Genomic DNA, 26,743 nt, shown 5'->3' on the forward strand with positions numbered 1-26,743 from the left:
TACTGTTTTTGTAAAATTTATGTTATACTATTTATATGCTATACTTTATTGAAAGGAGAAGTGATTGACTTGCACAAAAAGTGGTGGAAGGAAGCTGTTGTATATCAAATCTATCCTCGAAGCTTTTATGACTCAAACGGTGATGGAATTGGAGATTTGCCAGGAATAATAGAAAAACTTGATTATCTACAAGAACTTGGAGTGGATGTCATTTGGCTAAATCCTATTTACAAATCTCCAAATGCAGACAACGGCTATGACATCAGCGATTACTATGACATCATGGATGAGTTTGGTACAATGGAAGACTTTGATAGACTCTTGAATGAAGCCCACAAAAGAGGAATTAAAATTGTAATGGACCTTGTTGTGAACCACACATCTGACGAACATAAATGGTTTTTGGAGTCAAGAAAATCAAAAGATAGTCCTTACAGAAACTTTTATTTCTGGCGACCTGGGAAAAACGGCGGACCTCCCAATAACTGGACATCCTTTTTTGGTGGTTCTGCCTGGGAGTATGACCCACAGACTGGAGAGTACTATCTACATCTTTTTGCAACAAAGCAGCCCGACCTCAACTGGGACAATCCTCAGGTCCGTCAGGAAGTTTATAAAATGATGAAGTGGTGGCTTGACAAGGGTATAGACGGTTTTAGAATGGATGTGATAAACCTTATCTCCAAGGTGGAAGGACTACCAGACGATAGAGAAGGCGAAAAAAAAGGAGGACTTGTTGGTTTCAAATACTATGCAAACGGTCCGCGCGTTCATGAATATCTGCAGGAGATGAATAGACTAGTCTTGAGCAAATACGACATTATGACAGTAGGTGAAACTCCATTTGTAACTCCTGAGATTGCAAAGCTGTATGTGGAGTATGACAGAAATGAGCTTAATATGCTCTTTCATTTTGAACATATGGACATGGACTGTGAAGGTAGCAAATGGAATGTAAATCCCTGGAAATTAACTGATTTGAAAAAAATAATGTACAAGTGGTATTTGGCATTGAAAGACAAAGGCTGGAATTCGCTTTACCTTAACAATCACGACCAGCCAAGGATGGTCTCACGTTTCGGCAATGATAAAGAATACAGGGTTGAGTCTGCTAAGCTTTTGGCAACTTTGCTTCATACATGGCAGGGAACTCCTTACATCTATCAAGGCGAAGAGATTGGCATGACAAACTGCAAGTTTGAAAGTATTGATGAATTCAGAGACATTGAAACACTTAACTTTTACCGTGAAATGAAGGAAAAAGGTATGTCAGATGATAGCATTTTAGAAATCCTGAACAAAAGAAGCAGAGACCATGCAAGAACTCCAATGCAATGGGACGACTCAAATAACGCAGGGTTTACAACAGGAAAGCCGTGGATAAAGGTAAATCCAAATTACAAAGAAATAAATGTGAAGAAGGCTCTTGCTGACAAAGATTCTATCTTTTACTACTACAAAAAACTTATCCAGCTGCGAAAAACACATCCGGCAGTTGTATATGGTGATGTTCAGATGCTTTATGAAAATGATGAAAAAATCTTTGCATACACAAGAAGCTATGGAAATGAAAAACTTCTTGTTGTTATGAACTTTTCAGAAGAAGAAGTGGAATTTTGCGCACCAAAAGAAATATTCTCCAATCAACCTGAGCTTTTAATCAGCAATTATGAGGTTGAAGATGATATTCAACAAAAAATTGTTTTAAAACCATATGAGTCGAGGGTATATAAAATATAAGAAGGTAAAAAGGGCTGTCAATGATGACAAAAACAGCCCTTTTGTTTTTAAAAAGTAATTTTCAAAATTCTTATTGACAAAATTAAAAGTTGTAATTATAATAAAATTGTAATTAGTTCAATACTAAAATAAGTTCACAGGGGGCGACCAAGATTAATGATCTAAATCTATTGAAAGAGCAGCTCGAGAAAAAAGGAATAAAACCATCTTTAATAAGGCTGAAAATCTATGAGTACTTGACAAAGCACAAAACACACCCCACAGCAGAAGAAGTGTACAGTAGTCTTTCAAAAGAGATTCCAACACTTTCTAAAACATCGGTGTATAACACTTTAAGCCTTTTTATTGAAAAAGGGCTTGCACAGATGATAACAATTGAAGAGAATATAGCAAGGTTTGATGCTGACACATCTGTCCACGGACATTTTCAGTGCAAGGTATGCGGAAAGATTTACGACTTTTTAGTCTCAAAAGACTCAATTGAGACTTCTTTAGACCCAAGCTTTGATGTTGAGGAAATTTACGTCTACTATAAGGGCTTATGCCCTTATTGTAAAAATAAAAATCTATCATAAGTTTATGGGAGGTTGAGTTTTAAAATGAAGGATTTGAAAGGAACACAGACAGAAAAGAACTTGTGGGCGGCGTTTGCTGGTGAGTCTCAGGCAAGAAACAAGTATACCTATTTTGCATCCCAGGCAAGAAAAGAAGGATATGAGCAAATTGCAGCAATCTTCGAGGAGACTGCTGAAAATGAGAAAGAACACGCGAAGCTGTTTTTCAAGTTCTTAAACGGAATTGGCAACACTCAAGAAAACCTAAAAGCTGCTGCAGAAGGCGAACATTACGAATGGGCTGAGATGTACAAAGAGTTTGCAAGGGTTGCAAGAGAAGAAGGATTTGAAGAGATAGCTATTGCTTTTGAGTTTGTTGCAAAGGTTGAGGAAAAACATGAAGAAAGATACAGAAAACTCCTTGAAAACGTTGAAAACGGCAAGGTATTTGTAAAAGATGATGTTGTTGTTTGGAAATGCAGAAACTGCGGCTATGTGCATGTTGGCAAAGAAGCTCCAAAGGTATGTCCAACCTGCAAACATCCACAGTCGTTCTTTGAGATAAGAGCTGAAAACTATTAAAAATTTTAAAGGCTGCCACCTACTTTGGGGTTGAACTTCCTGAAGTAGCATGTGGCAGCCTTTAAATTTTTAAAGTTGTTTATTTTGAATCAATCGTTTTTTCCTCTCATACTCTTCTTCAGTTATCTCACCATTTGCAAATCGCATATTTAAAATCTTAAGCGCTTCGTCTTCTGGTGAGGAAGATTGCAAACCATTTCTTTTAGTTTGCATATACAATTGGCTAAATTTGTTAATAGCATAAATTATTATAACAACTAATACTATCAAAAATAAAATACCCACAAGCCAACCTCCTATCATATGAAGTCCCCAAAGACCATCAAAGTCGTTATAAAAATGTCTCATCATTGTTATTGTCAACTCCTTTCAATCAGGTTTTGTTTACATTATCTATAATACCCCTTTAATGTGAAGAAAGTATGATTAAATTGTAAAGAATGTGTAAATTCAATTTAGTCGATGTTTGAAAAAGCATAACTTGTAAATAGTCAGATTATTATTTTTCTCCGGCGTATTAATCTGTTATTTCAAAAAATTATTGACAGTAGAAGATTTTTTGGATATACTTAGCATATATTCAATTATTAAAAATACACGAGGGGGTAATTTTTTTGAAACTGAAAAGATCAATAAAGCTGCTCATCACATTTGTAGTTGTTTTAAGTGTTGTGATTTCTTCTGTTGCATATTCTCAAACAAATTCTACTGCACTTTTGAAGGCGGGAATTGCTTATCTGCAGGCACAAAACGCAAAAACGGTTGATGAAGAGATAAGAATTGACTTCAGACTCTCTGCAGGCAAAAATGCAACAGCAGAAGATAAGAAATTGGAAGAGTTTTTAAAGAAAATGTATATAAAAGCAAGAGTTGTAGCAGATGTTTACAACTATGAAACTAATATGGCACTAAACCTGTATTACAACAACAAACAAGTTTTAAGTGGATCTATTTACGTCAACAAAGAATTGGCTGTTTACAACTTCCCACAAATTTATTCAAAACCACTATATGTAAAACTCAGCGATGCCTACAAGAACATGCCTATTCAGATTGACGTCGAGAAATATACAAAGTTGTTTGATGTAAGATCTAATAAACAGCTTCAAGAATTGGTGGCGAGCTATGCTGAGGTTCTGATGCCTAAACTTGCAGCTGCTGCTAAGCTTTCTGACAAAAAGGTGGAAGTTGTCTTCAGCGATGGTAAAAAACAGAGCTGTAGCGAGGTCATTTTTGAATTTAACAAAGACTCAAGCTTAGAGATTGTAAAAGCCATTTTAACAAAAGCAGCAAATGACGCTAAAACAAAAGAGTTTATACTTCAAGTTTTAAAGCTAATACTTGAAGATTCCAAAGCAATCCTTCAGACACAGATGTTATCTGAAGGAGAAGGACTTAAACCTGAGGATTTTAACGTAAATGAAATCTTAAATCAAGTAAGTGCAAACTACACTCAAGCTGTTGGCAGTGCTGTTTATGCCATTGATGAAGTAAAGCCACAAATTCCACCTTTTACCCTTCAGTATAGAATCATGATTGATGACAAAAATAACCTAAAGGGCGAGAGATTGTATTTTTACTTAAAAGACTCTAACGGTTTTAAGATTATGTTTGACATGAAGGGTGTTATAAACTCTATAAATGCAAATATTAAGGTACCTAAAATCGATATATCAAAAGGCATTGATATGACAAAGCTTACTGACAAAGACTTTGAAATCATGCAGAAGAATTTAGAAAATATATTCAAAAAGCTGGGCTTGCCAATAGAAGGAATGAAGATGTAGTAACAACCTTTATAAGATCTTGGGGTCTGCCAATACTTTCCAAATAGCAGATCCCTTTTGTTTTTTAATAAGATTTTAAAATTCGACAATTTTTTTTAGACATAAAAAAAGTTATAATCGTTCAAAAATCTACGCTGAAATTATAAAAGGGGGAGTTTCATTCCTAGCAAAAAAGGTCTGTTGTAGGATTGCTGATATTCCCCCTTTGGATTTCGAAAAAACTCTCTAATTGGGCGTCTATTGCAGCATTTATTATAAGGATATCTTATTCATACCTTAAATTACTTTGAGGCCCTGATTTTAATAGAAAGAAAATGTTTAATTGCTATGCACATCAAAACAACTCCAATTATAAAAGGTAAAATGAGGGCCTTTGGGGAAACCTCTTCATTTAAATTGACCGAATCAGAAAACAAAATTACAATAACAGCAAGAGAATTAACTGTAAAATGCATCACAATTGAGCTCCAAATTGAACCTGTCCAATATAACGCAAGTGCTAAAAAAATTCCAATGAAAAATGCAAATATACCCTGATATAAATTTAAATGAATTAAACCAAACAGCAATGCTTGAACAACAATCGCTACAAAAATATTTAATCTGTTTTTTTGCATTACCCCAAAAATCAATCCTCTGAATATGAATTCTTCAAAAAATGGAGCTACTAATGCCATTGATATGCCCATTGAAACTATTCCGCTCTTTTTCATTCTTGATATCTATTGTAATACTCATTTCTGTCAGGAATCAAATTCTCTATTCCCGTAAGTCCACAAATTCCACCATATACGAATAAAAAAGATATTGCTAATAAGACTGAAAAAATAATATCCTTTATTGTTATTCTATGAAAACTACAGAGCTCTAAGATATTTACTTTATTTCTTTTCAAAGAAATTAAAGCAAACACCATAAACAAAAAGGCACCCCCTATATAAAGCAGGGTAGTTGGTGGTGTGGATGTAAAAATTAATGCTCCCACTGAAATTATCAACATACTTAAAAATAATAAGCCGATATATTTAAAAATCTCTTTCATAGCCTTTACCATGCTCAAATCTTACCACCTTAAACTACAATCTTTTGTATGTTTGTTTAGCCACAGAATTATCTATGCTTTTGAAAAGACCTGACATTTCAAATGTCAAGATCCACAAAATTGTATCAAGCAAGATTAATCCTGCCAAAAAAATAGGTTTGTATTCTTTCGGCAACCATCCGTGAACAAATCCTAATCCTATACCAATTGCTATATACATCAAATAAGTCAAACCTGAGCCTTTTTTTCCTGTTCCTCTTTCTTTGATATCGAGTGAAAATGGCATTTGGGCAGTTGCAAGTGGAAACATTAAAGTTGAGAAGAATATGAGAACAAAGAATATTATTAAATAGTCTATCAATGAATTTCTCAAGAATATGAACATGCCAATTGATAGTAGAATAAATAACCTAACAACAATTGTGAAAACAAAAGCTAAATATGCACCTTTTTTTATATCAAATGGATCTTCAATGGGCATAGCATTGTAAATCCATGAAGCATTCTTGTTACTTGTAATTTGAATAGCTGGCAGTGTACTGATAACGCCTATTATGAAAGCATACATTGAATACAAGAAGAAAAATTGAATGTTAAAATACTTTTGATGATCAGATTTATCGAAAATAAACTGAATAGCCGGTGCAATAACAACTACCAAAAATGTTGCAATAGTAGGGTAAATAATACTTTTCAGTGTCCTATCTCTTTTAAGCTGAGCTTTTGCAAAGATATACGAAGCTCTCTGAATGCCATTTCTCAAAAAAAGATTTGTCAAAAATCCTATTTTGTATATTTTGGGTTTTACCTCTACTTCTCCGCTGTTGAGTTTTACAAGATTCTTTTCCAAAATCTTGCCTGTGTAAAAAATTTGAAGAAGCAAAACTGCTAAAGTAATGACAATCGAAAATACACTTAACACAATATATACTGAATTCTTGTTTTTACCAAACAAAACCTCAAACACAGCCGCAAACCATGAAGAAGGAAGTAGATATACCCAGAAATATTGAACTTTTCCGAAGTGTACGCTGCCGATTATCTGCACTATTCTTCCAGCAAGCTGATAAGCTGCAGTTGCTATAATCATAAAAACTATCTGAAAACTCACAATTACATCCTTTAGCTTTTCACCATCAAAATAAACCAAGATACCTGCATAAAGTAAGTGGCAAATGCAGTAAGAAAAAATTACCAAGAGAAAATAAATTAATACAAGCACAATGAAAAAAACTATATTGTATTTGAATAAAACTAAAATTAAAGATGGAATAAAAACTCGGATTGTTTTTGAAAAAATCATAACTACAATAAAATAATTTTTAGCAAATGAGTATGTTTTATCATCTACAGGTTTTGATAAAATGATGTTTTTTTCAGCTATGTCCAATATAAACCATGAAATGTCAGAAATAATTGTGCTAATAAGAAGAAACATTAAAATAGCTATATTAAGTGAAAGTTTAACAAATATTGGTGCATCAATAAGTATAAATATAGCTGGGATGAAACCTAAAACTAGTTCTATAATAATTACAAAAACTTTTGTCACCCTATCAATTTGAGAGGTTCTTGAAAAACTCGGCAGAGTTCTTTTCGACATTAAAAATTTATACACAAGAATTGTCTTTGCAACATCAAAATTTATTCCCCATTTTCGAATTATGCCAGAGAACATTTCTAAAATCTTTATAGCCAAAAAATTATTATTACTCATCCCTTTCCCCCTTTATAATGCTTATAATTTCTTTTGCAATATCCTGATGATTTGTAAAGCCAGTCAACTGATTGAAAAGCTCTTCTAAATTTTTTTGTTTGAGCTTTTGCGCAAGTTCTTCAAAAGGACCATCTGCAACAATTGTCCCTTGATTTAGAAGGATAATTCTATCGCTCACTCTTTCAACCACTTCCATAATATGTGAAGAATAAAATATGGTTTTGCCTTCATTTTTGAGCTCTTTCATAAGTTCTTTGAAGACCGTTGCAGAATTAGCATCAAGGCCTGTTAGTGGTTCATCAAAAAATAACAAGTCAGGATTGTGAATAAGGCTTGCAACAATAGCAAGCTTCTGTCTCATACCCTTAGAATATGTAGAAAGTCTGGAATTAATTGCTTCTTGCAAATCAAACATTTCAATGAGTTTCATAGCTCTTTTTGTTATCTGCCGCTCAGAAAGCCCGTAAAGTTGACCGACAAAATTCAGATATTCCATTGCAGTAAGACTTTCATATAGTTCTATGATTTCCGGAACATACCCAATCCTCTTTTTATAAAGATACTTGTTTCTAATGTCCTCTCCAAAAATCTCAACCTTGCCCGTGTAATTTGTAATAATCCCTAAGAAGATTTTTATTGTAGTGCTTTTGCCCGCACCATTTGGCCCAATATAGCCCACAATCTGGCCAGGTTCTACATCAAAGCTAATACCATTGAGGACATTACCCTGCCCATAGTCCATGTAGAGGTCTTTTACCGACAATATATATCTCAACCCTACCACCCTTTTTATATAAAAGCTTCAATACAATCATCTTATAGCCTCATTTTGTCATAATTATACCATAAAATACTACTTTAGAAAACAAAAAAGGCTGAGGCAAGTTTTTCTTAAACTGTACCCCTGCCGTTTGCTTTTAATCTTTTTTGAAATTGATTACTTTAGCATCTCCATAAAATACATAAAAATCTTATCATTTAGCCCAAATATAGTCTCATGGCCAAAGTCAGGGTAGATGAGCATTTGTTTTTTGGATTGTATCTTGTTGTAAGCTGCAAACTGGGTAGATGGTGGGCAGATTGCGTTTATTTAAGAAAACAAAAAGCAGGACTGTTTTTTCACTTTAGCTTCTCAAATCCAGCCCTGCTATTTTCTTTTTACTTTACTGCCAATTTAAAAGCTCTTTTACACCAAGGTTTTCTCCTTCATACCTTGTTTGTAAAATTTTCTTCTTTACATTTAATATCTTAGAAGGATTTACGCTTAGCTCATCAACACCAAGTCCTATCAAAACAGGAACAAATTCCTGGTTTGATGCAATCTCTCCGCACACTCCAACCTCTATGCCTCTTTTGTGAGCATTTTCGACTGTCATCTTAATAAGTCTCAAAATCGCCGGGTGCAAAGGATTGTACAGGTACGACACTTTATCATTTGTCCTGTCAATTGCAAGGGTGTACTGGATAAGGTCATTTGTTCCTATGCTAAAAAAGTCAACTTCTTTAGCCAAAACATCTGATATAACTGCTGCAGCAGGAGTTTCTATCATTATACCAATTTCGATGTTTTGTGAGTAGCTAATATTTTCTTTTTTGAGCTCTTCTTTGGCTTCCTGGATAATCCATTTTGCCTGATACACTTCATCAATACAGGTTATCATAGGAAACATTATTTTGAGTTTTCCATAAATAGATGCTCTTAAAAGCGCCCTCAGCTGAGTTTTAAAAAGCTCTTTATTTCCTAAGCAGAGCCTGATAGCTCTGTATCCCAAAAAAGGATTTTCTTCTTTATCTATATTTAAATATGAAATATTCTTGTCGCCCCCGACATCCAAAGTTCTTATAATAACCGGCTTGTCTTCCATCTTTTCAAGTACAGTTTTATAAACTTCAAACTGTTCATCTTCTGATGGTGGCTGGCTTCTATCCATGAACAAAAACTCTGTTCTGAAAAGCCCAATTCCTTCTGCTCCATTTTTCAGGGCAGCGTCAATCTCTTCTATATGCGCAATATTTGCAAACAGTTTTATCCTTTTCCCATCTTGTGTCTTGGACTCAACATACAAAAAGCTTTTTAACTCTTCTTTTCTCCTCTTTTCTTCCACAAGCTTCTTTTCATACTCCTTTATTAAATCTTCTTCAGGATTCACATAGACAAACCCCTCATATCCATCCACAATCAAAAAATCTCCATCTTTTACACTATTGACTATGTCCACTACACCAACAACTGCAGGAATTTCGTATGTTCTTGCAATTATTGCTGTATGAGAAGTTTTGCCACCTTTCTCTGTGACAAATCCCCGCACATTTTGTTTATTTATTTGGGCTGTTTGTGAAGGGGTAAGGTCATGAGCAACCAAAATACTGCCATCAGGAAGATTCTTTAGGTCTATTTGTTCTTCTCCATTCAAAATTCTAATTAGTCTTAAAGCTACATCTTTTATATCATTTGCCCTCTCTCTCATATATTCATCTTCTAAGCTCAAAAGAATATTTTCAAAAAATCTTGCCGATTCATCAATGGCAAACTCAGCATTTATCCCTTCTTCTATCTTCCCCTTTACCATACTTACAAATTCTGGGTCATCAAGGATTAAAAGATGGGCATCAAAAATCATTGCGTTTTTTTCGCCCAAACTTTCCTGAGTCGCGGCTTTTATCTTCCTTATCTGTTCTTTTGCTTTTTCTATGCTATCCAAAAAGCGTCTCAGTTCAGCACCAGTATCCTCTATTTTTGTCTTTTTGATTGTATGTTCACTTTCTTTGATTACAACTGCTCTTCCTAATCCAATTCCTTCTGAGACAGGAATGCCTTTTATCACCACACTATTTACCCCCATCAACTTACTCATTTAGATTCTCTAACAAATCCACTAAACGTTTTAAAGCTTGGTCTTCATCTTCGCCTACAACTTTGAGAATAATTTCATCACCTTTTTTAGCGCCCATTGCTAAGATGTTTAAAATACTTTTTGCATTTACTTCCTTCCCGTCTTTTATAATAAAAATATCACTTTTAAACTTCCCCGCTTCAGTCACAAATATGCTGGCAGGCCTTGCGTGAAGACCTGTTGGATTTTTTAAAACAACTTTAGCTTCAACCATTTAAAATCCTCCTCCGACATATGATAAGTTTATTTGAAAGAAGAAAAGGCAGGCACTCACCTGCCTCGAAAGCTTTTTATCAAACCTTCTTTGGCTTTAAAACTGAAACTATAAGTGCTGTTACAACTGTTCCTATTGCAATAGCCACCGCATACAAGAGCAAATTTCCTACAGCGTTTGGTATCGGCAGTACAAATATCCCGCCATGTGGAACTGCTAAAGTACATTTGAACAAAATGCTCAGGGCCGAAGTTACTGCTGATCCAATCATAATAGATGGAATAACCCTCAGCGGGTCTGCTGCAGCAAATGGAATAGCACCTTCAGTTATAAATGAAATCCCAAGGAAGAATGCTGCCTTTCCTGCTTCTCTTTCTTCTGTTGTAAATTTATCCTTTGCTATCAAGGTTGCAAGTGCCAAACCAAGTGGTGGTGTCATACCTGCTGCCATCACTGCAGCCATTATTGTTGAAGGCTGACCTGCCGCCAAAGTTGATACAGCAAATGTATATGCAGCTTTGTTGACAGGTCCACCCATATCAAACGCCATCATCAAACCCAAAATTATTCCAAGTAACACAGCGCTGCCACTGCTCATGCTCTTGAGCCATTCAGTCATTGCCTTATTTAAAGCTGCAACAGGTTCGCCTACAACATATATCATACCCAAACCAATAATCAATGTTGACAAAACAGGGAGTATCAATACCGGCATCAAACCTTCCATTGTCTTTGGTAGCTTTATGGTTTTCTTAAGCCATGCAACTAAATACCCGGCTGCAAACCCTGCAACAATGCCGCCCAAAAAACCTGCTCCAAGTTTATTTGCTAAAAGCCCACCTATCATTCCTGGTACAAGCCCAGGCCTGTCTGCAATCGAAAATGCAATAAAGCCAGCCAGTATTGGAACCATGAGATAAAATGCACTGCCACCGCCTATGTCCATGAGCGCTGCTGCAAGTGTTCCTTTTTGTTCAAAAGCTTTGATACCAAACGCAAAGGATATTGCAATTAAAATACCACCTGCAACAACAAATGGAATCATATAAGAAACACCTGTCATCAAATGCTTATAAACACCAGTTGCTTTTTCTTTTGCTTCTTTCTTGGCCTCAAAGACCTTATCAACATAGTCCTTCTTCTCCATGTTCATAGCCTTTGTGATAAGCCTTTTGGGATCTTTGATAGCATCTTTCACACTTGCTCGTACAATTGGCAATCCTTGGAACCTATCTTCGTCAATCTTGGTGTCACAGGCTAAAATTACCGCATGTGCTTGTTTCAAATCCTCTGGAGTTATCTCATTTTCTGCACCGACAGACCCTCTTGTTTCGACCTTGATTTCAACCCCAAGCTCTTTTGCCGCCATCTGAAGTGCCTCTGCCGCCATGTACGTGTGGGCAATTCCAGTGGGGCAAGATGTGACAGCCACAATTTTTTTCATCTTCCCATTCCTCCTCATTTTTTATTTTTCTTCAAAAGCAGTTATGACATCTTCAAAAGACTTAGCATTATATAATTTTTTTCTCACATCTTCATGCATAAGTTTTCGTGATATAAAACTTAATACATGAAGATGTGTATCATCCGCATTTTCAGGAACTGCAATTAGAAAGAATATATATGCAGGCTCTCCATCCATAGAATCAAAATCTACCCCTTTTTTAGAAACACCAAAGGTAATACAAGGCTCTAAAACTGAACTATCTTTCCCATGAGGAATTGCAATGCCCATACCTATACCTGTTGAAAATTCTTCTTCACGTTTTATAACTGCCTTTTTAAACTTTTCTTTATCAGATAGTTTTCCATCTTTATAGAGAAGATCTATAAGCTCGTCAATAACTGCTTCTTTTGTCTCTGCTTGCAGATCAAAACTCATTCTTGATGGTGAAAACAAAGTTTTTATATCCATTTTATTTCCCCCAGCCTTTCTAATTTTATTTTTTCCAAAAACTCCTCAATTTCATTTTTCTCAGGCGGTTTTACACCCTCCTTTGAAACTTTTGCCGCTGCACATGCTAAAGCAAGCTTGAAAATAGATACATCATCCATATTTTGCGAAAGCCCATAAGAAATAGCTGCAACCATTGAATCGCCCGCGCCTGTTGTGCTTTTTACCTCAACCTCAGCTGCCTTTGCAAATAACCACATGTTTTCTGTCACAAAAACTGCACCCTTTGCTCCCATCGAAATCAAAACCTTTTTTATCCCACTTTCTATGAGCTTTCTTGCTGAACTTACAATAGAATTTAAATCATTTTCATCAACATCAAAAAGACATTTAAATTCGTGGATATTTGGCTTTATAACATCTGGCTTTTCTAAAACGCCTCTCTCAAGCGCTTTTCCGTCAGCATCAAATATAACCTTTGCACCTTTTTGTTTTAGCATTCTTATAAGCTCTACATACACATCCTCATCTGCACCAGGCGGAAGGCTTCCTGAGAGCACAAAGATGTCATCAGTTTTTGCTATCCTATCTATCTTTTCAAACAAAAGACTTATGTCTTTCTTCTTCACTTCAAAACCATTTTGATTGAGGTCGGTATAAACCTTTTGCGCTGTCTCAACAATCTTGATGTTTGTTCGTGTAAGACCATCCACAAGAATGAAGTCAAAATCAAGCTGCATGTCTTTTAAATATTTCAAAAACCAATCCTTGTTGTCATTTCCTAAAAAACCAAGAGCGATTGACTGCCCGCCCAATGCTTTTATAACCTTTGAGACATTGATGCCTTTCCCACCAGCATCAATCAAGCAACAATAACTTCTGTTTACCTGCCCTTTTTTTAGAGTATCGATGTATATTGTCATGTCTATTGCTGGATTTAGTGTAACTGTATAAATCAATTTGATCCCACCTTGAAATTTAAAGTTTTACGTGATGACCTTCACACCAAGTTTTTCATACTCTGCTCTTTGTCTGTCATCCATCTTATCAGTTATAATATAATCAAGCCTGTTTACAGGACATATGAGTGAAAAAGTAACCTGGCCAAATTTTGAACTGTCTGCAACCAAAAACACCTCTTTTGCATTTTCTATCATTGCTCTTTTTATAGCAGCTTCAACATGGCTTGGAGTTGTAACTCCAAACTCTATCGACACTCCGTTTGCTGCCACAAAAGCTTTGTCAACCCTAAATTGTCTTAGTATGCTTTGCGTTATATCTCCAACAAGAGCCTTTGTCTTTGTCCTTATCACTCCACCTGTCACAATCACTTCAAGATTATCATTGTTAGAAAGTTCGTATGCTATATTTACTGAGTTGGTTATTATAGTTATATTTTTTGCATTTATGTTTCGTGCAATGTATTGGGTTGTTGTTCCAGAATCAAGGATGATGGTATCACCATCTTTGATAAAGCTTGCTGCAAGTTTTCCTATGTACTCCTTTTCTTTTGCAAACTTGTCCTCTTTTTCTGCAAAAGAAGGCTCAAAAGAGGTAATAAAATTGTTGACCGCCCCACCATGAGTTCTTTTTATTATCCCCAGAGCTTCAAGCTCCGCCAAATCCCTTCTGATAGTAGACTCTGACACACCAAACAGCTTTGCAAGCTCTGAAACCTTGACACTTTGCCCACTTTTTATCATCTGCGCTATTTTACTTTTCCTTTCCTCTGCAAACATTTTATTCACCTTTCGTTTGTGCTCATTTCGATGAATGAATTTAATCATTTATGCTCATTTATGATTAATTTCATTATAGAACATGAAAGCTGCCCTGTCAAGCACCTTTTACAAAAAATATATGCCTTCTTGTCTAAATTTGTTTGATTTGCACATATATAATAAGATGGTATTGTGAAAAGTGAAAAAGAAGAATATTGACTGTCAGAAATCAAAGGAGTATATTGATATTGAAAAAACTGAGAGTATGAGCATGAGGTGATTTAAAAGTGAAAGTTGTTGCATTCAATGGAAGTCCACGAAAAGAAGGAAATACATATCATGCTATAAAAATAGTAGCACAGGAGCTGGAAAAGGAAGGAATAGAGGTTGAAATTGTCCATGTTGGTGACAAACTAATTCGGGGTTGTCTTGCCTGTGGAATGTGCGCAAAAAACAAAAACGAAAGATGTGTAATTGATGATGAGGTAAACGAGTGGATTGGGCTTATGAAAAACGCAGATGGAATAATCTTGGGTTCTCCTGTTCACTACTCATCAATTTCAGCTACAATGAAAGCGTTTTTGGACAGAGCCTTTTATGTCTCTGGTGCAAATGGAAATTTGTTGCGCCACAAAGTAGGTGCAGCTCTGGTGGCAGTAAGACGTTCTGGTGGAACACAAGCTTTTTTGCAGCTTTTGCAATACCTAAACTATGCAGAAATGCTTATTGCATCATCAAATTACTGGAACATCATTCACGGTACTCTTCCTGGCGAGGTTTTGCAAGATGAAGAAGGTGTTCAAATTATGAGAGTGCTTGGCAAAAACATGGCTTGGCTTTTGAAGCTTGTTGAAAATGGAAAAGGCAGTGTTTTAGAGCCTGCAAAAGAACCAAAAGTAGTTACCAATTTTATAAGATAATAAAAAAGAGGGGGTTTTGGAAAAACTTACTTCCAAACCCCTCTCTTGTCAATAATATTTCCTCCCAAAATAGTCATCTACTTGAGTATGCTTCCTTTTTGTTAAAACCTTGTTATCTTCCCACCTTCAACCTTAACAATCTTATCATCTACAGAAATCCAGACGTCAATTGAAGATGGGTTGTATACAAACTCGCCGTTTGCCGAAAACTTAAGATTTTGCAAGGCTTTTATGTAATCTACTATCTCAATGTTTGTTGCATACCAGATATCCGGTTGATTGCCAACCATTCTACAAAACTCTTCAATTAAATCCCAGTTGTTGTCGTTGTCAAACTCATAGCTATGTCCCCAAACGTACATAAGATACAGATATTGCTTCTTGTAAAAGCTCAAAAACTGCTCTGCAAGCTTTAAAAGATTGTAGTTATGGTGACAGGTTGCCTTCCACTCGTAAAAGTCGGTAGGAAGAGAAAAGTCGCTGCTATTTCCAACAATTCGCGCATAGTCAATACCGCAGTATGGCAAAAGCTTTTTTATCTCAGGTGTATAAGAGCCATTTGGATAAGCCAAGCCCCTTACTGGATATCCAACAAGGTCTTCTAAAATCTTTCTGTCTTCTATTATCTGCTGAACTATCTGGTCATGAGGACATCTTGCAATGGTCGGATGTGAATATGTGTGCGCTGCAACCTCATGACCTTGGTAAAGCTCAGCAACCTCTTTTAAAGAGATTCTATCATCCTGTCCCAAAAGCCCAGCGTTCAAATTGAATGTGGCTTTGATACCGAACTTGTTGAAAATCTCAACAAGTTTTCTATCCTGCTTTTTGCCATCGTCATAACTCAAAGTCAGCGCTTTGAACCTGCCACCAGGAAAGCAATAATAAATCTTTTTCATCTTTTGCAAAATTCATCTCCTTGCACTTTAAGTTTATACTTTCTATTTTACCTCTGCGCTTGTGCAAGGAAAGTGCCAATTTTTTATTTAACCTTCAAAATTTTTATATCAAGAGTCTCCATCTCAATTGTAAGCTGCGGAAAATCGTACATATACTCTTTATTTCCTTTTAGAGAATAGATACAGTCAATTTGTCTGCCCTTCCCCACATCAAATAAACCTGCTTTCATCAAATTCAAACTGACTTTCCTTTTTCGCAGAATATCGGCATTTGCAACTACAATTAGATACTGCTTCCCATGTTCATTAAAAAGTCTGTATCCAAATGCCAAAACAAATTTACTGTTGTGAGGAATCTTGAAAAAGTTTTCTTTGCTTATAAAGTCCAAATATTCTTTTCTTATTCTGGCTACTTCTTCAATTAAAGCTATCATCTCATCTGCACCTTCGTTTGTCCAGTGAAGAGCGTATTTGTCAAAAAACGCAAGCTTGCCATAAAGAGGGTCTGATTTTGGAAGCATGTACTTACTTTCTGGTTGTGGGTCAAGACCCAAGTTCATTGGCTGAACTTCATAGACTTCCTGCCCGCACGTGACAAAAGGCACGCTGTTTGGCAAAAAGAAGTTCAAAGCGGTTGCAAACCGTGAAAACTCTTTTTTTCCAAGCCTTGAAGTTGCGCGCGGACTGTCTGGGATTTCACATGCCGCAAAAATAGGGACTTCAAGCTGCAAAAGTATATCCAAAACCTTTTTTAGTGTCCCTTGATAGTATCGAGGCTCTCTTGCCCAAAGATCGCCAATTATCATGTCATACCCTGACTCTTTTGCTTTTTTGTGCGCATCCATTGAAAGTTCTTCTGCAATAAAGCAAAACTGTGGATCTACATTTCTAGCATTTGAAATTATCATATCTTCCAGTTCTTTTGGAAGAGCATGACCCATGTCAATTCTTGCACCGTCTATGCCAAAGTTCTTCTGGTAGTGTACAATGATGTTTGCAATTTTTTCCCAAAGCTCTTTGTTTGGCTTTTTGCCTTTATATATATTTCCTCTTATAATGTCAAACAAGATATATGGCGGCTGGTCTTCTTCTACATACTTTGCGGACTGAACAGGGTGGTCAAGATACAGCCTTAAGTACGTCACATCTGTCCATGGCGGCTGCGGGTCATTAAGACAGTCTGAAAAAGCTGGTGCCGTTGTAAGCCCAATCTCTTTTTCAATCAGTTCAAAAAAGTCAAGGTTTTTGTCTTTTTCGCACCTTTCTTTTATACTCTGCCACATTTGTGGGGCAAACCTATCAGGTGATGGCACAAACTTTTTAATGTGCTTTTGCACAGCCGGGTCTTTGTATATAAGCTCAATGTTATCTTCATTTGCTTTTGTAAACTCTTTTATCAAAGTCAGCTTTGGCGGACCGTAGTCTCTCAAATCCTCTATTTTAATCCAGTAAAACCAGTCAGGATGTTCCAATATAAAATCAGAGTCTCTTGCAGATGTCCTTGGAATGATGTCAATTATAAACCTTATACCAAGAATATGGCATGCCTCAATCAGCGCTTTGAACTGTTCATCTATTGATAGATCATCTGCCATAGGGTCATATAGTACTGGGTCAAGCTCAAAAAAGTTTTTCACTGCATAAGGCGATCCCATCTCACCTTTTTTATACCTTGTGCTGTTTTTAGTAATCGGAAGAGTGTAGATAGCATCAAAACCCATCTTTTTTATAAGAGGCAAAAGCGCAATTGTTTTTATAAACGTCCCTGTGTCTTTTAGCCCAAAGCTATTTTCAAGTTCAAGTTTTTTGTCGCCGTCGTGGTCCCAAGCAGAAAATGTTCTTATTTGCATACCATATACGTTGCTCTTTTCAATCCAGCTACTATATGGTTTTTTAAATACGCTTCTGTCTTGAGAGAGTATCTTTGAAAGCGGCTGAAGGTAGTCAATTTCTTCCTTTTGGTAAGGCAAAACTGCTTTTTCTGCCGCCCTTGCTACAAACTTATAAGGGTTTACTGAGATTGTGCCATCGCTATTTTCTTTTTTCTCAAGCCCATCATAGCCGAAACTGTCCCACAGTTTTGGTATTCTGAAATCGTTTTTCTCATCCCATTCTTTTGCTTTATTATTCAGAATCTCAACAAGCTTTTTTAAAGCTGACATTTTTCTTATTTCTCCCCTTTTTCATTTTGCTTCTGATAAATTTATACCCTCAACTTATTTTAAGCAAACGTTTGCAATCTATATGAAATTATTTTAGCATACAAAATTCAAAATTTGTAGTGGTTTTTTCTGAAAAGTAAAGCGGCTCTGGTGCATCTTGTAAAATCCTCTTTCCCAGAGCCGCACTTTCAGGTACAGGGTATTTAAAATCTTACAGCTTAAGATACAGCACTTTGCTGTTGTGAATCCTGAGAAACCTGTTCAGTTTTCTCTTCTTTTTCACTTTCCTTTGCAAGAAGGATTGAGTTTAGTATCTCCTGCTTTATCCTTCTGACATTCTCATCCTCTGTCTCTTTTGCCTTGAACTCAACACCAAGTTCTTTTGTCAAAAGCAAAGTCAAGAGCATTTCAAATGCATTGAAAGATGCAGAAGAAGCCTTTTCGCCCATCGCAACCACAGTTTCAGGAACAATGTCGATGCCCGTTTTCTCTAAAGCCTGAGTAAACTTGCCCATGACATCCTGCAGAACTTGATATTGAGGTCCGCCGTATGCCTTTACCTGCTCTTCTATCGCAATTGCCCGGCCAATACCAATTCGTGCTTCTTTTTCTGCTTCTGCCTCTGCCAAAGCTTTTATCTTCTGAGCTTCTTGAAGCGACCTCTGATATTCTGCCTTTCCTTGGTTTGTCTGAATCTGGATGTTTATCTCAGACTCTGTTAGAAGTTTTTGCTGGGCAGCCCTTGCCTCAGCCTCTCTGAGCTCTCTTTCCTTTTCTGCTGCTTTTTGCTGGCGTGAGTATGTCTCTATCTGTTCAAGGGCAATTTGCCTATCTCGAAGCTGCTCTAAGATTGCGTCTATCTTGTTGTCGTTTGGAGATGACATTGGAGTTCCAATCAAAACCTCTTCAAGTTCCAAGTTGTAATGAGCAAACCTCTCTTTCATCTCCTCAGACGCCATCTTCTGAATCTCATCTCTTTGCTGGATAAGCTCAATGAGTGTCTTTTTCTGCCCTATATTTTTAAAGTATGCAGATACCATCGGGTCAAGAGTCTGCTCAACAAGCATTTTCAAATCTCCAAATCTTTGGACAACAAGCGGAGCTTTCCTGTAGTCTATGTGAAGAACAACCGCCAATGGCAGCGACGGTTCAAACGCATCTTTTGTGATAAGGCTTACTTCTTTGAGGTTTTCGTCATAGCGGTGCGTGCCTGTCTGGTTGCTTATCCATTTTAGTATGATATTTGTTGTTGGCACTTTGACAATCTTTCCTGCATATGTGTTGAATGCATACTTCCCAGGCATTAAAGGTTCTCTCCATACACCTCTGTATCCCTTTTCAACAAGCTCACCATGTTTGTAGTCTTCACCTGACGTGTCCTGCCCCTTTGGCCCAACATATGATACAACAACTCCAACATAACCAACTTCAATGACTGTCTTGTCAATCAGCTCAACTGTTGCAAAGAGGCGGTTTATAAAGTATGTTCCTTCAACAAGCACCTGAAGCTGTCTTCCACGAAATCCACCTGCTTTTAAAAACTTTTCAGGGTCCTGGAAGTTGTTGTGGTAAGTCTCAGGGTCAGACGGGTCATCTCCAACAGTTGGTGCAATAATGTCACCGCTTGGAAGTGATGGTCCGTCGTGCACAGTCACAATTCCAACTTTGTCCTCTGTGATTACAATCGGCCTGAAAGCATTTCGGGATTTTAAAGTCTGGACCATCTTCTCTATCATCTCTTTTTCTTCTTTGTTGCCCATTGGAAGATAGTAAATCTTGTCCTCTGTGATGACTATAAACTGCGCAAGGTTAAAAGCATATGTTCCTTCACGAAGAATAGCTCGCTGCGGCCCTCTCTGCCCACCGTTTTCCAAAAAAGCCCTGACATCCTGGAAATTATTACATTCTGGAATCACTTTGCCAAGGGTCTGGGTAGGTTCAAGAGGCTTTCCATCCCTTGCAAATACATATCCAATCTGACCCTGTGGAATTGTAACAAGAGGAACGATATGGACTTTGTACATAAGCGGTGTCCTAAAATGAATACCACCTCTTAAAACTTCTGGCTGAAAGCCTGCTTCACCTTTCAAGGCTATAATCTGCTCATCCAGTGAACCTTTGAAAGACCACCACTTTTCAACAATTCCTACTTTGTCATTAGGAATAACTCTAAGACCTATGAGTTTAAGTAAAATATAAATGGAAATTAACACACCAGCAACTTCAATCAATACGACCACTTGAAATCTCCACTCCTTTCACTTTTTTGACAACTTTCTCTTAATTTCGACAAAATTCGACCTGATTGTGCTAAATGTTGCTGTAAATTCTTTTGTTTCTTACTATGATATCACAATACTATTACTGATACAACAGTATCAATTTGACATTTTATTTTTACAATATTATAAACGCATCAATCTATTCAATTGTTGCGAAAAATTCTTGAATGTATTTATAACTCTCTTTTAGTCTTTCGAGATACTCAACATTCTCCCAAGTCTGCCAGGTGTATTTTTTAACTTCAAAGCTGCTGTTTCCTGGCAGAACATCACCAAGCTTTCGGTCTTCAAAAAGCGCACAGTAAAATACAAACCCATCTGTTTTTGTTGTTCTGAGCATATCCCTTGAAAGTTGTTTGAAAGTCCTTTTGTCATCTAATACGGTGCGGCTTGACGGGTCTGAGACGTTCAAAAGCATCCAGGGAATTCTCATAGTTCAGATAAAACGGACTTGACTACTGGGATAACTTTCTCGGGTTCAAAAGTTTACATCCCTCACAGTTCAGATAAAACTTTTTTATTTTTTCAATCCCCAACGGGTAGGCTACGCGTTTACATCCCTCATAGTTCAGATAAAACAAAAGGAGCAATTATAAAAAAAATAAGCAGAGATTTGTTTACATCCCTCATAGTTCAGATAAAACCATTTGAAGCCGATTGCTCATAAGATACTTGCAATTGTTAATGATAAAATAAAATCGGTTCTTTCCGAAGTCAGTTGAATAAATTTTATTTTTCGGCTATAATGAAAGGACTATTAGATCAAAGGAGAAATCAATACAATGGAGTCAATTATAAACCTGTTAGATAATAATCTTGTCATGGAGAAATACGAAATAATTGATGATACAATTTACATCTATGTTAAATCTAAAAATTCACAAGCTACGTGTCCTTATTGCAATCAAAGTTCTAATAAAATACATTCTTACTATTCGAGAAGTTTTCAAGATCTTCCAATACAAGATAAAAAAGTTGTTATAGTTCTCAAGAATAGAAAATTCTTTTGTAAAAATCCTGTGTGCAGTAAAAAAACATTTGCTGAAAGATTTCAATTTATCTCTGATAACGCAAAAAGAACTAAAAGACTTGAAGATGAAATATTAAACATTTCAATGAATATAAGTTCTGTAGCTGCGTCAAAGATATTAAGGAGAAACATTGCAAACATAAGTAAGAGCACAATTTGTGAAATGATAAAAAAAAAGCAATTCTAATTGATAGAGATACAGTTAAAAGAGTCTGTATTGACGATTTTGCCCTAAAGCGCAGGGAGAAATATGCAACAGTAATGATAGATATTGAAAGCAGGAAGGTTATTGATATTTTAAATTCCAGAGACTACGACGATGTAAAACAATGGTTGGAAGAATATCCAAATATAGAGGTTGTATGTAGAGATGGTTCTGTAACTTATTCTAAAGCAATAAAAGATTCACATTGTGAAGCAATTCAAATAAGTGATAGATTTCATTTATTAAAAAATTTAACCGATTATTGCAGAGAATATATAAAAAGAGAGATTAAAAATAAGATAAAAATAGAAATGCCAACAGTAAGGGAAGCAGAAACAAAATATTCAACTGAGACAAAGATGAAATACCATTATAAGACAAAATGGGAATTAATACTTGCTGTGAAAGAGATGATTTCGAATGGTTGTACAATAAATGAAGTATGTAGAGTTTTAGGACTTGGGAATAAAACTGTTATAAAGTATTCAAAAATAAATGAGAGCGAAAAAGAAAAATATGACAAGGAGCCGATTGGGAAATCGAAGCAGGAAAATATTTGTAAACGAAAGGAAGAATTAATTGAACAGGCCAAATTGCTTAGAAGGAAAGGATATAGCATTACTGGGATATCGAGAGAATTAGGTTTAGATCGAAAAACAGTAAAAAAATATCTTGAATCAGATGGTAGATTTAATCATGCATCGAAAGGAAGAAAATTTAAAAGTAAGTTAGACAATTATAAAGAATGCATTTTAGAACTTTTTTCAAAGGGATATAGTGGCGCAAGAATATTTGAAAAGATAAAGCAAATGGGATACGATGGTTCATATTCGTTAGTAAGATACTTTATTGCTAATACGAATAAAGAAATGATATTTTTAGAAGATAGAAGTGAGACAATTAAGATAGTCGAGAGAAAGAGTCTGATAAGTTTGCTTTATAGAGGGATAGAAGAAGAAAAAGCCATAACAGGTGAGGAATTGGAAAAAGTAATGGAGATTTATCCCCAATTAAAGATAATCTACCGATTAGTCAAGCAGTTTAAAGAAATCCTATTGAAAAAAGAAGTGTTTAAGGTAGAGCAGTGGCTTAAAGAGAGTGAAGAGTTAGATATTCCCGAGTTGAATAGTTTTGTGTCAGGGGTAAAGAGAGATTATGAAGCTGTAAGAAATTGTATTATGTATGAATACAGTAACGGCTTAGCAGAGGGGATTATAAATAAGATAAAAGTTATTAAGAGAATTATGTATGGTCGCTGTAGTTTTGAAATGTTAAGAAGTAAGGTTTTATTATTTAATTTCAACTAAGTTAGGAAAGAACCGAAAAAGTATTGACAATAACAGTCGATACTGCAACGGTTTACATCCCTCATAGTTCAGATAAAACTTTAGGTGGTGGTTTATGATGGCAAAGTATCTTGCAGTTTACATCCCTCATAGTTCAGATAAAACCAAGTATGGAGATATAAGAGTAAATATTTGGACAAGTTTACATCCCTCATAGTTCAGATAAAACCAGTGGACTTTCAGTGGCATTGTGACGAAGCTAAAAACGTTTACATCCCTCATAGTTCAGATAAAACCAGGAAGGCATGATTTGTCACAAGGGTGTAATTTTCGCGTTTACATCCCTCATAGTTCAGATAAAACAGAGTATGATTTAAAACCTATTCAGTTATATAAACAGTTTACATCCCTCATAGTTCAGATAAAACAGATAAACAATCCACGAGACCCGTGGATTTTTGATGAGTTTACATCCCTCATAGTTCAGATAAAACCCATTTTCATAATCCCACCTTCCAATCATACAAATATGTTTACATCCCTCATAGTTCAGATAAAACGGGCTGGTTCCAATCATCTGGTTTGACTAACTCAGCGTTTACATCCCTCATAGTTCAGATAAAACTCGAGTATGAAACTAAATATTCAAAAATCGAAAAGGTTTACATCCCTCATAGTTCAGATAAAACACAATTCGTTTGTTTGCATGTTTACAGCTGCTGCAAGGTTTACATCCCTCATAGTTCAGATAAAACGTGTAAAAATCGTATACGCAATTATAAGTGCAACTGCGTTTACATCCCTCATAGTTCAGATAAAACGTTACAGAAGTTTTTTGTTGACAACAAGATAAAAGAGTTTACATCCCTCATAGTTCAGATAAAACTGCGGATATCGAGGACATGGTAATATAGAAATACTTTCGTTTACATCCCTCATAGTTCAGATAAAACATAGAAATTGTCGCCAGGGCAATGACCGATAGCCTGCAGTTTACATCCCTCATAGTTCAGATAAAACTAATACAAAAGTCAATATCGTAAAATTGCACAAATTTTTGTTTACATCCCTCATAGTTCAGATAAAACTTATGTACAAGTTACAATTAATCTTTACGATGATAAGTTTACATCCCTCATAGTTCAGATAAAACCTACAAATTGTCTTTTCAAGAAAAAGTTCAAAATGGTTTACATCCCTCATAGTTCAGATAAAACTTAAGAATAAGCAAACAGGCTTAATATGGGAAGTAGCGTTTACATCCCTCATAGTTCAGATAAAACACCACAGCCAGTGCCCGAGGAACATGTAACTACTCTTGTTTACATCCCTCATAGTTCAGATAAAACCCAGAGTCGGTTATTCTTGAAAGTGTGTTAGAAGGAAGTTTACATCCCTCATAGTTCAGATAAAACCCTCAAAAAAGACGCAGGTATAAAAAATAAAAGTCGTTTACATCCCTCATAGTTCAGATAAAACATTATCTTGCGACATTCTTCAAGCGTAACCTTCATAAGTTTACATCCCTCATAGTTCAGATAAAACAAAACCATTTTCTTTTAGTTTCTGAAACAATTCTTTTTGTTTACATCCCTCATAGTTCAGATAAAACAGCTTTTTTCATTTTCCGTGTATCAGGAACATAAGGGTTTACATCCCTCATAGTTCAGATAAAACTTTGAGATTTTCATAAGCAACAACGTTCCAAATACAACGTTTACATCCCTCATAGTTCAGATAAAACGGATGACATAGATTTTAAAAACAAGCTTTGCACAGTTGTTTACATCCCTCATAGTTCAGATAAAACTTTGTTTTCTAAAAGTTTCAATATAGCTTCAATTTCGTTTACATCCCTCATAGTTCAGATAAAACAGCTGCTTTGACAATTAATCTGTAAATATCTCCCTCGTTTACATCCCTCATAGTTCAGATAAAACCTTGTTCCAAAGATTGTTTTGTCAAGAAATTTCCATGTTTACATCCCTCATAGTTCAGATAAAACGGATAGGTTCTTTTATCTTGTCCAATTTTTTAACAGTGTTTACATCCCTCATAGTTCAGATAAAACGGGTATAATTATAGATGTAAAGAAAAAAACAGAAACGGTTTACATCCCTCATAGTTCAGATAAAACCTTGTTCCAAAGATTGTTTTGTCAAGAAATTTCCATGTTTACATCCCTCATAGTTCAGATAAAACTGGTCTCAGGAGTATTGTTGGTATCGTCGCAGATTGGTTTACATCCCTCATAGTTCAGATAAAACGCAATTAACGCCGCATGAATCTGCTCCGAATACTGCTGGGCGGTTTACATCCCTCATAGTTCAGATAAAACTCGAAAAGCAAATCGTTCCTGGCCACCAGGCGCTTCAGTTTACATCCCTCATAGTTCAGATAAAACAAACAGTGTCGTCAAACTGAGATAGAACCCAGTTTAGCGTTTACATCCCTCATAGTTCAGATAAAACTAGCAATTCGAGCTATTGATGACATATTAGAACAGCTGTTTACATCCCTCATAGTTCAGATAAAACTCCGTGTATGCGTCTATAAACAAACTCAACTCATAGTTTACATCCCTCATAGTTCAGATAAAACCTTGAAATTTTCTATATGCTATTCTCTGGTGGTGCAATGTTTACATCCCTCATAGTTCAGATAAAACCTAATTCTCGCATTAATTGCACCTGCTATTTTAACGTTTACATCCCTCATAGTTCAGATAAAACAGCCTTGACAGAAGCTCATAAACGAAATCGTAAAATGTTTACATCCCTCATAGTTCAGATAAAACCGGCTAAGATGTTGACTGGTCAGGTAGCTACTGTTGAGTTTACATCCCTCATAGTTCAGATAAAACATTCACAAGGTAGTCTTCAAAGTACATGTTGAAGTAGTTTACATCCCTCATAGTTCAGATAAAACTGCTGATGTAATAGACGGCAAGCTTTATGCGATTCCACGGTTTACATCCCTCATAGTTCAGATAAAACTTGTTAATGCACCAAATGCCATGCAATATGTTCCTGCGTTTACATCCCTCATAGTTCAGATAAAACCTGCTCAAAATTTTATTGAATTTTTTACTTACAAAGTCGTTTACATCCCTCATAGTTCAGATAAAACTTGTTCAATATGTATGGTTGTGAAACAAACAGAAGAGTTTACATCCCTCATAGTTCAGATAAAACTAACATACATTGTAAACAAAACTAAAAAAGCTTACACAGTTTACATCCCTCATAGTTCAGATAAAACTAACATACATTGTAAACAAAACTAAAAAAGCTTACACAGTTTACATCCCTCATAGTTCAGATAAAACCCAGTAGGTGGTTAACATGTTTAAAAAGTGGTATAGAGTTTACATCCCTCATAGTTCAGATAAAACCACAGTTATAGTAGCAGGATATCTCTTTTTTACAAAAGTTTACATCCCTCATAGTTCAGATAAAACAAGAAGTAGGAAGTAACAGAATTGATGATATTGTAGAAGTTTACATCCCTCATAGTTCAGATAAAACTTCGTCTTGCATAGCAATTTTCGCAGCCTTCACTCACGTTTACATCCCTCATAGTTCAGATAAAACTGAACGTTTGGGCCAAGGGGTCTACTGTCCGCCACCGTTTACATCCCTCATAGTTCAGATAAAACGCCTTGTGGTCTTTCTAAACCAAGGCGACGAATTTCGTGTTTACATCCCTCATAGTTCAGATAAAACCTCAATTCTGTCATTGTCAGATTTGTCGTTACCACAACGTTTACATCCCTCATAGTTCAGATAAAACACAGAAAACGACACAGTGAGAA

Annotated in this window: 20 protein-coding genes, 2 pseudogenes and 1 CRISPR repeat array (1 of these 23 cut by a window edge); of the genes and pseudogenes, 6 read left to right on the forward strand and 16 right to left on the reverse strand. The window is 35.9% G+C overall.

The features are described 5' to 3' along the window. Positions 1-63: 63 nt before the first annotated feature. The 3 genes from OTK01_RS12510 to rbr all read left to right on the forward strand — a co-directional run bounded on the left by OTK01_RS12510 (position 64) and on the right by rbr (position 2,876). On the forward strand, positions 64-1,740 hold the full coding sequence (locus OTK01_RS12510; protein ID WP_029227859.1) for a glycoside hydrolase family 13 protein: 1,677 nt from the start codon (positions 64-66) through the stop codon (positions 1,738-1,740). Positions 1,741-1,910: 170 nt separating this feature from the next. Beyond that, entirely contained in the window at positions 1,911-2,315 is a 405-nt protein-coding gene (locus OTK01_RS12515; RefSeq protein ID WP_029227860.1) for a Fur family transcriptional regulator, read from the forward strand. A gap of 24 nt (positions 2,316-2,339) precedes the next feature. Then, positions 2,340-2,876 (forward strand): rubrerythrin, encoded by a 537-nt coding sequence (gene rbr, locus OTK01_RS12520; protein WP_013404300.1) that lies wholly within the window; start codon positions 2,340-2,342, stop codon positions 2,874-2,876. Positions 2,877-2,945: 69 nt separating this feature from the next. On the opposite strand, the gene OTK01_RS12525 is transcribed toward rbr, so the two are convergent. Continuing rightward, positions 2,946-3,227, reverse strand: a complete 282-nt coding sequence (locus OTK01_RS12525; protein WP_013431562.1) for an SHOCT domain-containing protein — start codon at positions 3,225-3,227, stop codon at positions 2,946-2,948. A gap of 263 nt (positions 3,228-3,490) precedes the next feature. Here OTK01_RS12525 and OTK01_RS12530 point away from each other — a divergent pair, with 263 nt between their 5' ends. After that, the gene (locus OTK01_RS12530) at positions 3,491-4,663 is read left to right on the forward strand and encodes a hypothetical protein (protein WP_029227861.1); all 1,173 of its coding nucleotides are present in this window, start codon (positions 3,491-3,493) and stop codon (positions 4,661-4,663) included. A gap of 281 nt (positions 4,664-4,944) precedes the next feature. On the opposite strand, the gene OTK01_RS12535 is transcribed toward OTK01_RS12530, so the two are convergent. The 11 genes and pseudogenes from OTK01_RS12535 to OTK01_RS12585 form a co-directional block, all read right to left on the reverse strand. After that, on the reverse strand, positions 4,945-5,376 hold the full coding sequence (locus OTK01_RS12535) for a CPBP family intramembrane glutamic endopeptidase (protein WP_232841647.1): 432 nt from the start codon (positions 5,374-5,376) through the stop codon (positions 4,945-4,947). Next, complete coding sequence (locus OTK01_RS12540; protein ID WP_232841648.1) at positions 5,373-5,717, reverse strand: hypothetical protein; 345 nt, start codon at positions 5,715-5,717, stop codon at positions 5,373-5,375. The genes OTK01_RS12535 and OTK01_RS12540 overlap by 4 nt, the downstream gene beginning before the upstream one ends. Positions 5,718-5,739: 22 nt before the next feature. Next, positions 5,740-7,422, reverse strand: a complete 1,683-nt coding sequence (locus tag OTK01_RS12545) for a hypothetical protein (RefSeq protein WP_029227862.1) — start codon at positions 7,420-7,422, stop codon at positions 5,740-5,742. Then, on the reverse strand, positions 7,415-8,197 hold the full coding sequence (locus tag OTK01_RS12550) for an ABC transporter ATP-binding protein (RefSeq protein ID WP_029227863.1): 783 nt from the start codon (positions 8,195-8,197) through the stop codon (positions 7,415-7,417). Before OTK01_RS12550 ends, OTK01_RS12545 begins: the two co-directional genes overlap by 8 nt. Before the next feature lie 162 nt (positions 8,198-8,359). Further along, positions 8,360-8,512, reverse strand: a pseudogene (locus tag OTK01_RS12555) (acetylxylan esterase); the annotation flags it as partial. A gap of 73 nt (positions 8,513-8,585) precedes the next feature. Next, positions 8,586-10,277, reverse strand: a complete 1,692-nt coding sequence (gene ptsP, locus OTK01_RS12560; protein WP_029671906.1) for a phosphoenolpyruvate--protein phosphotransferase — start codon at positions 10,275-10,277, stop codon at positions 8,586-8,588. Further along, on the reverse strand, positions 10,270-10,530 hold the full coding sequence (locus OTK01_RS12565) for an HPr family phosphocarrier protein (protein WP_013431304.1): 261 nt from the start codon (positions 10,528-10,530) through the stop codon (positions 10,270-10,272). Before OTK01_RS12565 ends, ptsP begins: the two co-directional genes overlap by 8 nt. Before the next feature lie 79 nt (positions 10,531-10,609). Next, the gene (locus OTK01_RS12570) at positions 10,610-11,974 is read right to left on the reverse strand and encodes a PTS fructose transporter subunit IIC (RefSeq protein WP_029227865.1); all 1,365 of its coding nucleotides are present in this window, start codon (positions 11,972-11,974) and stop codon (positions 10,610-10,612) included. Positions 11,975-11,995: 21 nt separating this feature from the next. Continuing rightward, positions 11,996-12,445, reverse strand: coding sequence for a PTS sugar transporter subunit IIA (locus OTK01_RS12575; protein WP_029227866.1), 450 nt, complete (start codon positions 12,443-12,445; stop codon positions 11,996-11,998). Beyond that, positions 12,436-13,383 (reverse strand): 1-phosphofructokinase, encoded by a 948-nt coding sequence (gene pfkB, locus OTK01_RS12580; protein WP_029227867.1) that lies wholly within the window; start codon positions 13,381-13,383, stop codon positions 12,436-12,438. The genes OTK01_RS12575 and pfkB overlap by 10 nt, the downstream gene beginning before the upstream one ends. 27 nt (positions 13,384-13,410) lie before the next feature. Next, positions 13,411-14,163 carry a DeoR/GlpR family DNA-binding transcription regulator gene (locus tag OTK01_RS12585; protein WP_029227868.1) on the reverse strand — a complete coding sequence of 251 codons (753 nt, stop codon included), beginning with the start codon at positions 14,161-14,163 and terminating at the stop codon, positions 13,411-13,413. Positions 14,164-14,432: 269 nt separating this feature from the next. Here OTK01_RS12585 and OTK01_RS12590 point away from each other — a divergent pair, with 269 nt between their 5' ends. Then, entirely contained in the window at positions 14,433-15,065 is a 633-nt protein-coding gene (locus OTK01_RS12590) for a flavodoxin family protein (RefSeq protein WP_013431553.1), read from the forward strand. Between the two features lie 101 nt (positions 15,066-15,166). Here OTK01_RS12590 and OTK01_RS12595 read toward each other — a convergent pair whose 3' ends face one another. From OTK01_RS12595 to OTK01_RS12610, 4 genes are all read right to left on the reverse strand, one after another. Next, positions 15,167-15,964 carry a polysaccharide deacetylase family protein gene (locus OTK01_RS12595; protein WP_029227869.1) on the reverse strand — a complete coding sequence of 266 codons (798 nt, stop codon included), beginning with the start codon at positions 15,962-15,964 and terminating at the stop codon, positions 15,167-15,169. Positions 15,965-16,047: 83 nt separating this feature from the next. After that, a complete protein-coding gene (locus OTK01_RS12600; RefSeq protein ID WP_029227870.1) occupies positions 16,048-18,126 on the reverse strand; it encodes an alpha-amylase family glycosyl hydrolase in 2,079 nt (692 codons plus the stop codon). A 218-nt stretch (positions 18,127-18,344) separates the two neighbouring features. Further along, positions 18,345-20,366, reverse strand: coding sequence for an SPFH domain-containing protein (locus OTK01_RS12605; RefSeq protein ID WP_029227871.1), 2,022 nt, complete (start codon positions 20,364-20,366; stop codon positions 18,345-18,347). 181 nt (positions 20,367-20,547) lie between these two features. Next, positions 20,548-20,826, reverse strand: a complete 279-nt coding sequence (locus tag OTK01_RS12610) for a hypothetical protein (protein WP_029227872.1) — start codon at positions 20,824-20,826, stop codon at positions 20,548-20,550. A 403-nt stretch (positions 20,827-21,229) separates the two neighbouring features. On the opposite strand from OTK01_RS12610, the pseudogene OTK01_RS12615 reads away from it, so the two are divergent. Continuing rightward, positions 21,230-22,950, forward strand: a pseudogene (locus tag OTK01_RS12615) (ISL3 family transposase). A gap of 50 nt (positions 22,951-23,000) precedes the next feature. Further along, positions 23,001-26,743: direct repeats of the CRISPR family, unit length 29 nt; unit sequence GTTTACATCCCTCATAGTTCAGATAAAAC; it runs 7,074 nt beyond the window's last position.

The sequence above is a fragment of the Caldicellulosiruptor acetigenus genome (genome assembly GCF_026914305.1).
GTDB lineage: Bacteria > Bacillota > Thermoanaerobacteria > Caldicellulosiruptorales > Caldicellulosiruptoraceae > Caldicellulosiruptor > Caldicellulosiruptor acetigenus.

Excerpts from the sequence above, each read along its gene's own strand:
- rbr (WP_013404300.1), top strand. The coding sequence starts at position 2,340 with ATGAAGGATTTGAAAGGAACACAGACAGAAAAGAACTTGTGGGCGGCG.
- OTK01_RS12525 (WP_013431562.1), bottom strand. The coding sequence starts at position 3,227 with ATGATGAGACATTTTTATAACGACTTTGATGGTCTTTGGGGACTTCAT.
- OTK01_RS12535 (WP_232841647.1), bottom strand. The coding sequence starts at position 5,376 with ATGAAAAAGAGCGGAATAGTTTCAATGGGCATATCAATGGCATTAGTA.
- OTK01_RS12540 (WP_232841648.1), bottom strand. The coding sequence starts at position 5,717 with ATGGTAAAGGCTATGAAAGAGATTTTTAAATATATCGGCTTATTATTT.
- OTK01_RS12545 (WP_029227862.1), bottom strand. The coding sequence starts at position 7,422 with ATGAGTAATAATAATTTTTTGGCTATAAAGATTTTAGAAATGTTCTCT.
- ptsP (WP_029671906.1), bottom strand. The coding sequence starts at position 10,277 with ATGAGTAAGTTGATGGGGGTAAATAGTGTGGTGATAAAAGGCATTCCT.
- OTK01_RS12565 (WP_013431304.1), bottom strand. The coding sequence starts at position 10,530 with ATGGTTGAAGCTAAAGTTGTTTTAAAAAATCCAACAGGTCTTCACGCA.
- OTK01_RS12570 (WP_029227865.1), bottom strand. The coding sequence starts at position 11,974 with ATGAAAAAAATTGTGGCTGTCACATCTTGCCCCACTGGAATTGCCCAC.
- OTK01_RS12575 (WP_029227866.1), bottom strand. The coding sequence starts at position 12,445 with ATGGATATAAAAACTTTGTTTTCACCATCAAGAATGAGTTTTGATCTG.
- OTK01_RS12585 (WP_029227868.1), bottom strand. The coding sequence starts at position 14,163 with ATGTTTGCAGAGGAAAGGAAAAGTAAAATAGCGCAGATGATAAAAAGT.
- OTK01_RS12595 (WP_029227869.1), bottom strand. The coding sequence starts at position 15,964 with ATGAAAAAGATTTATTATTGCTTTCCTGGTGGCAGGTTCAAAGCGCTG.
- OTK01_RS12600 (WP_029227870.1), bottom strand. The coding sequence starts at position 18,126 with ATGTCAGCTTTAAAAAAGCTTGTTGAGATTCTGAATAATAAAGCAAAA.
- OTK01_RS12610 (WP_029227872.1), bottom strand. The coding sequence starts at position 20,826 with ATGCTTTTGAACGTCTCAGACCCGTCAAGCCGCACCGTATTAGATGAC.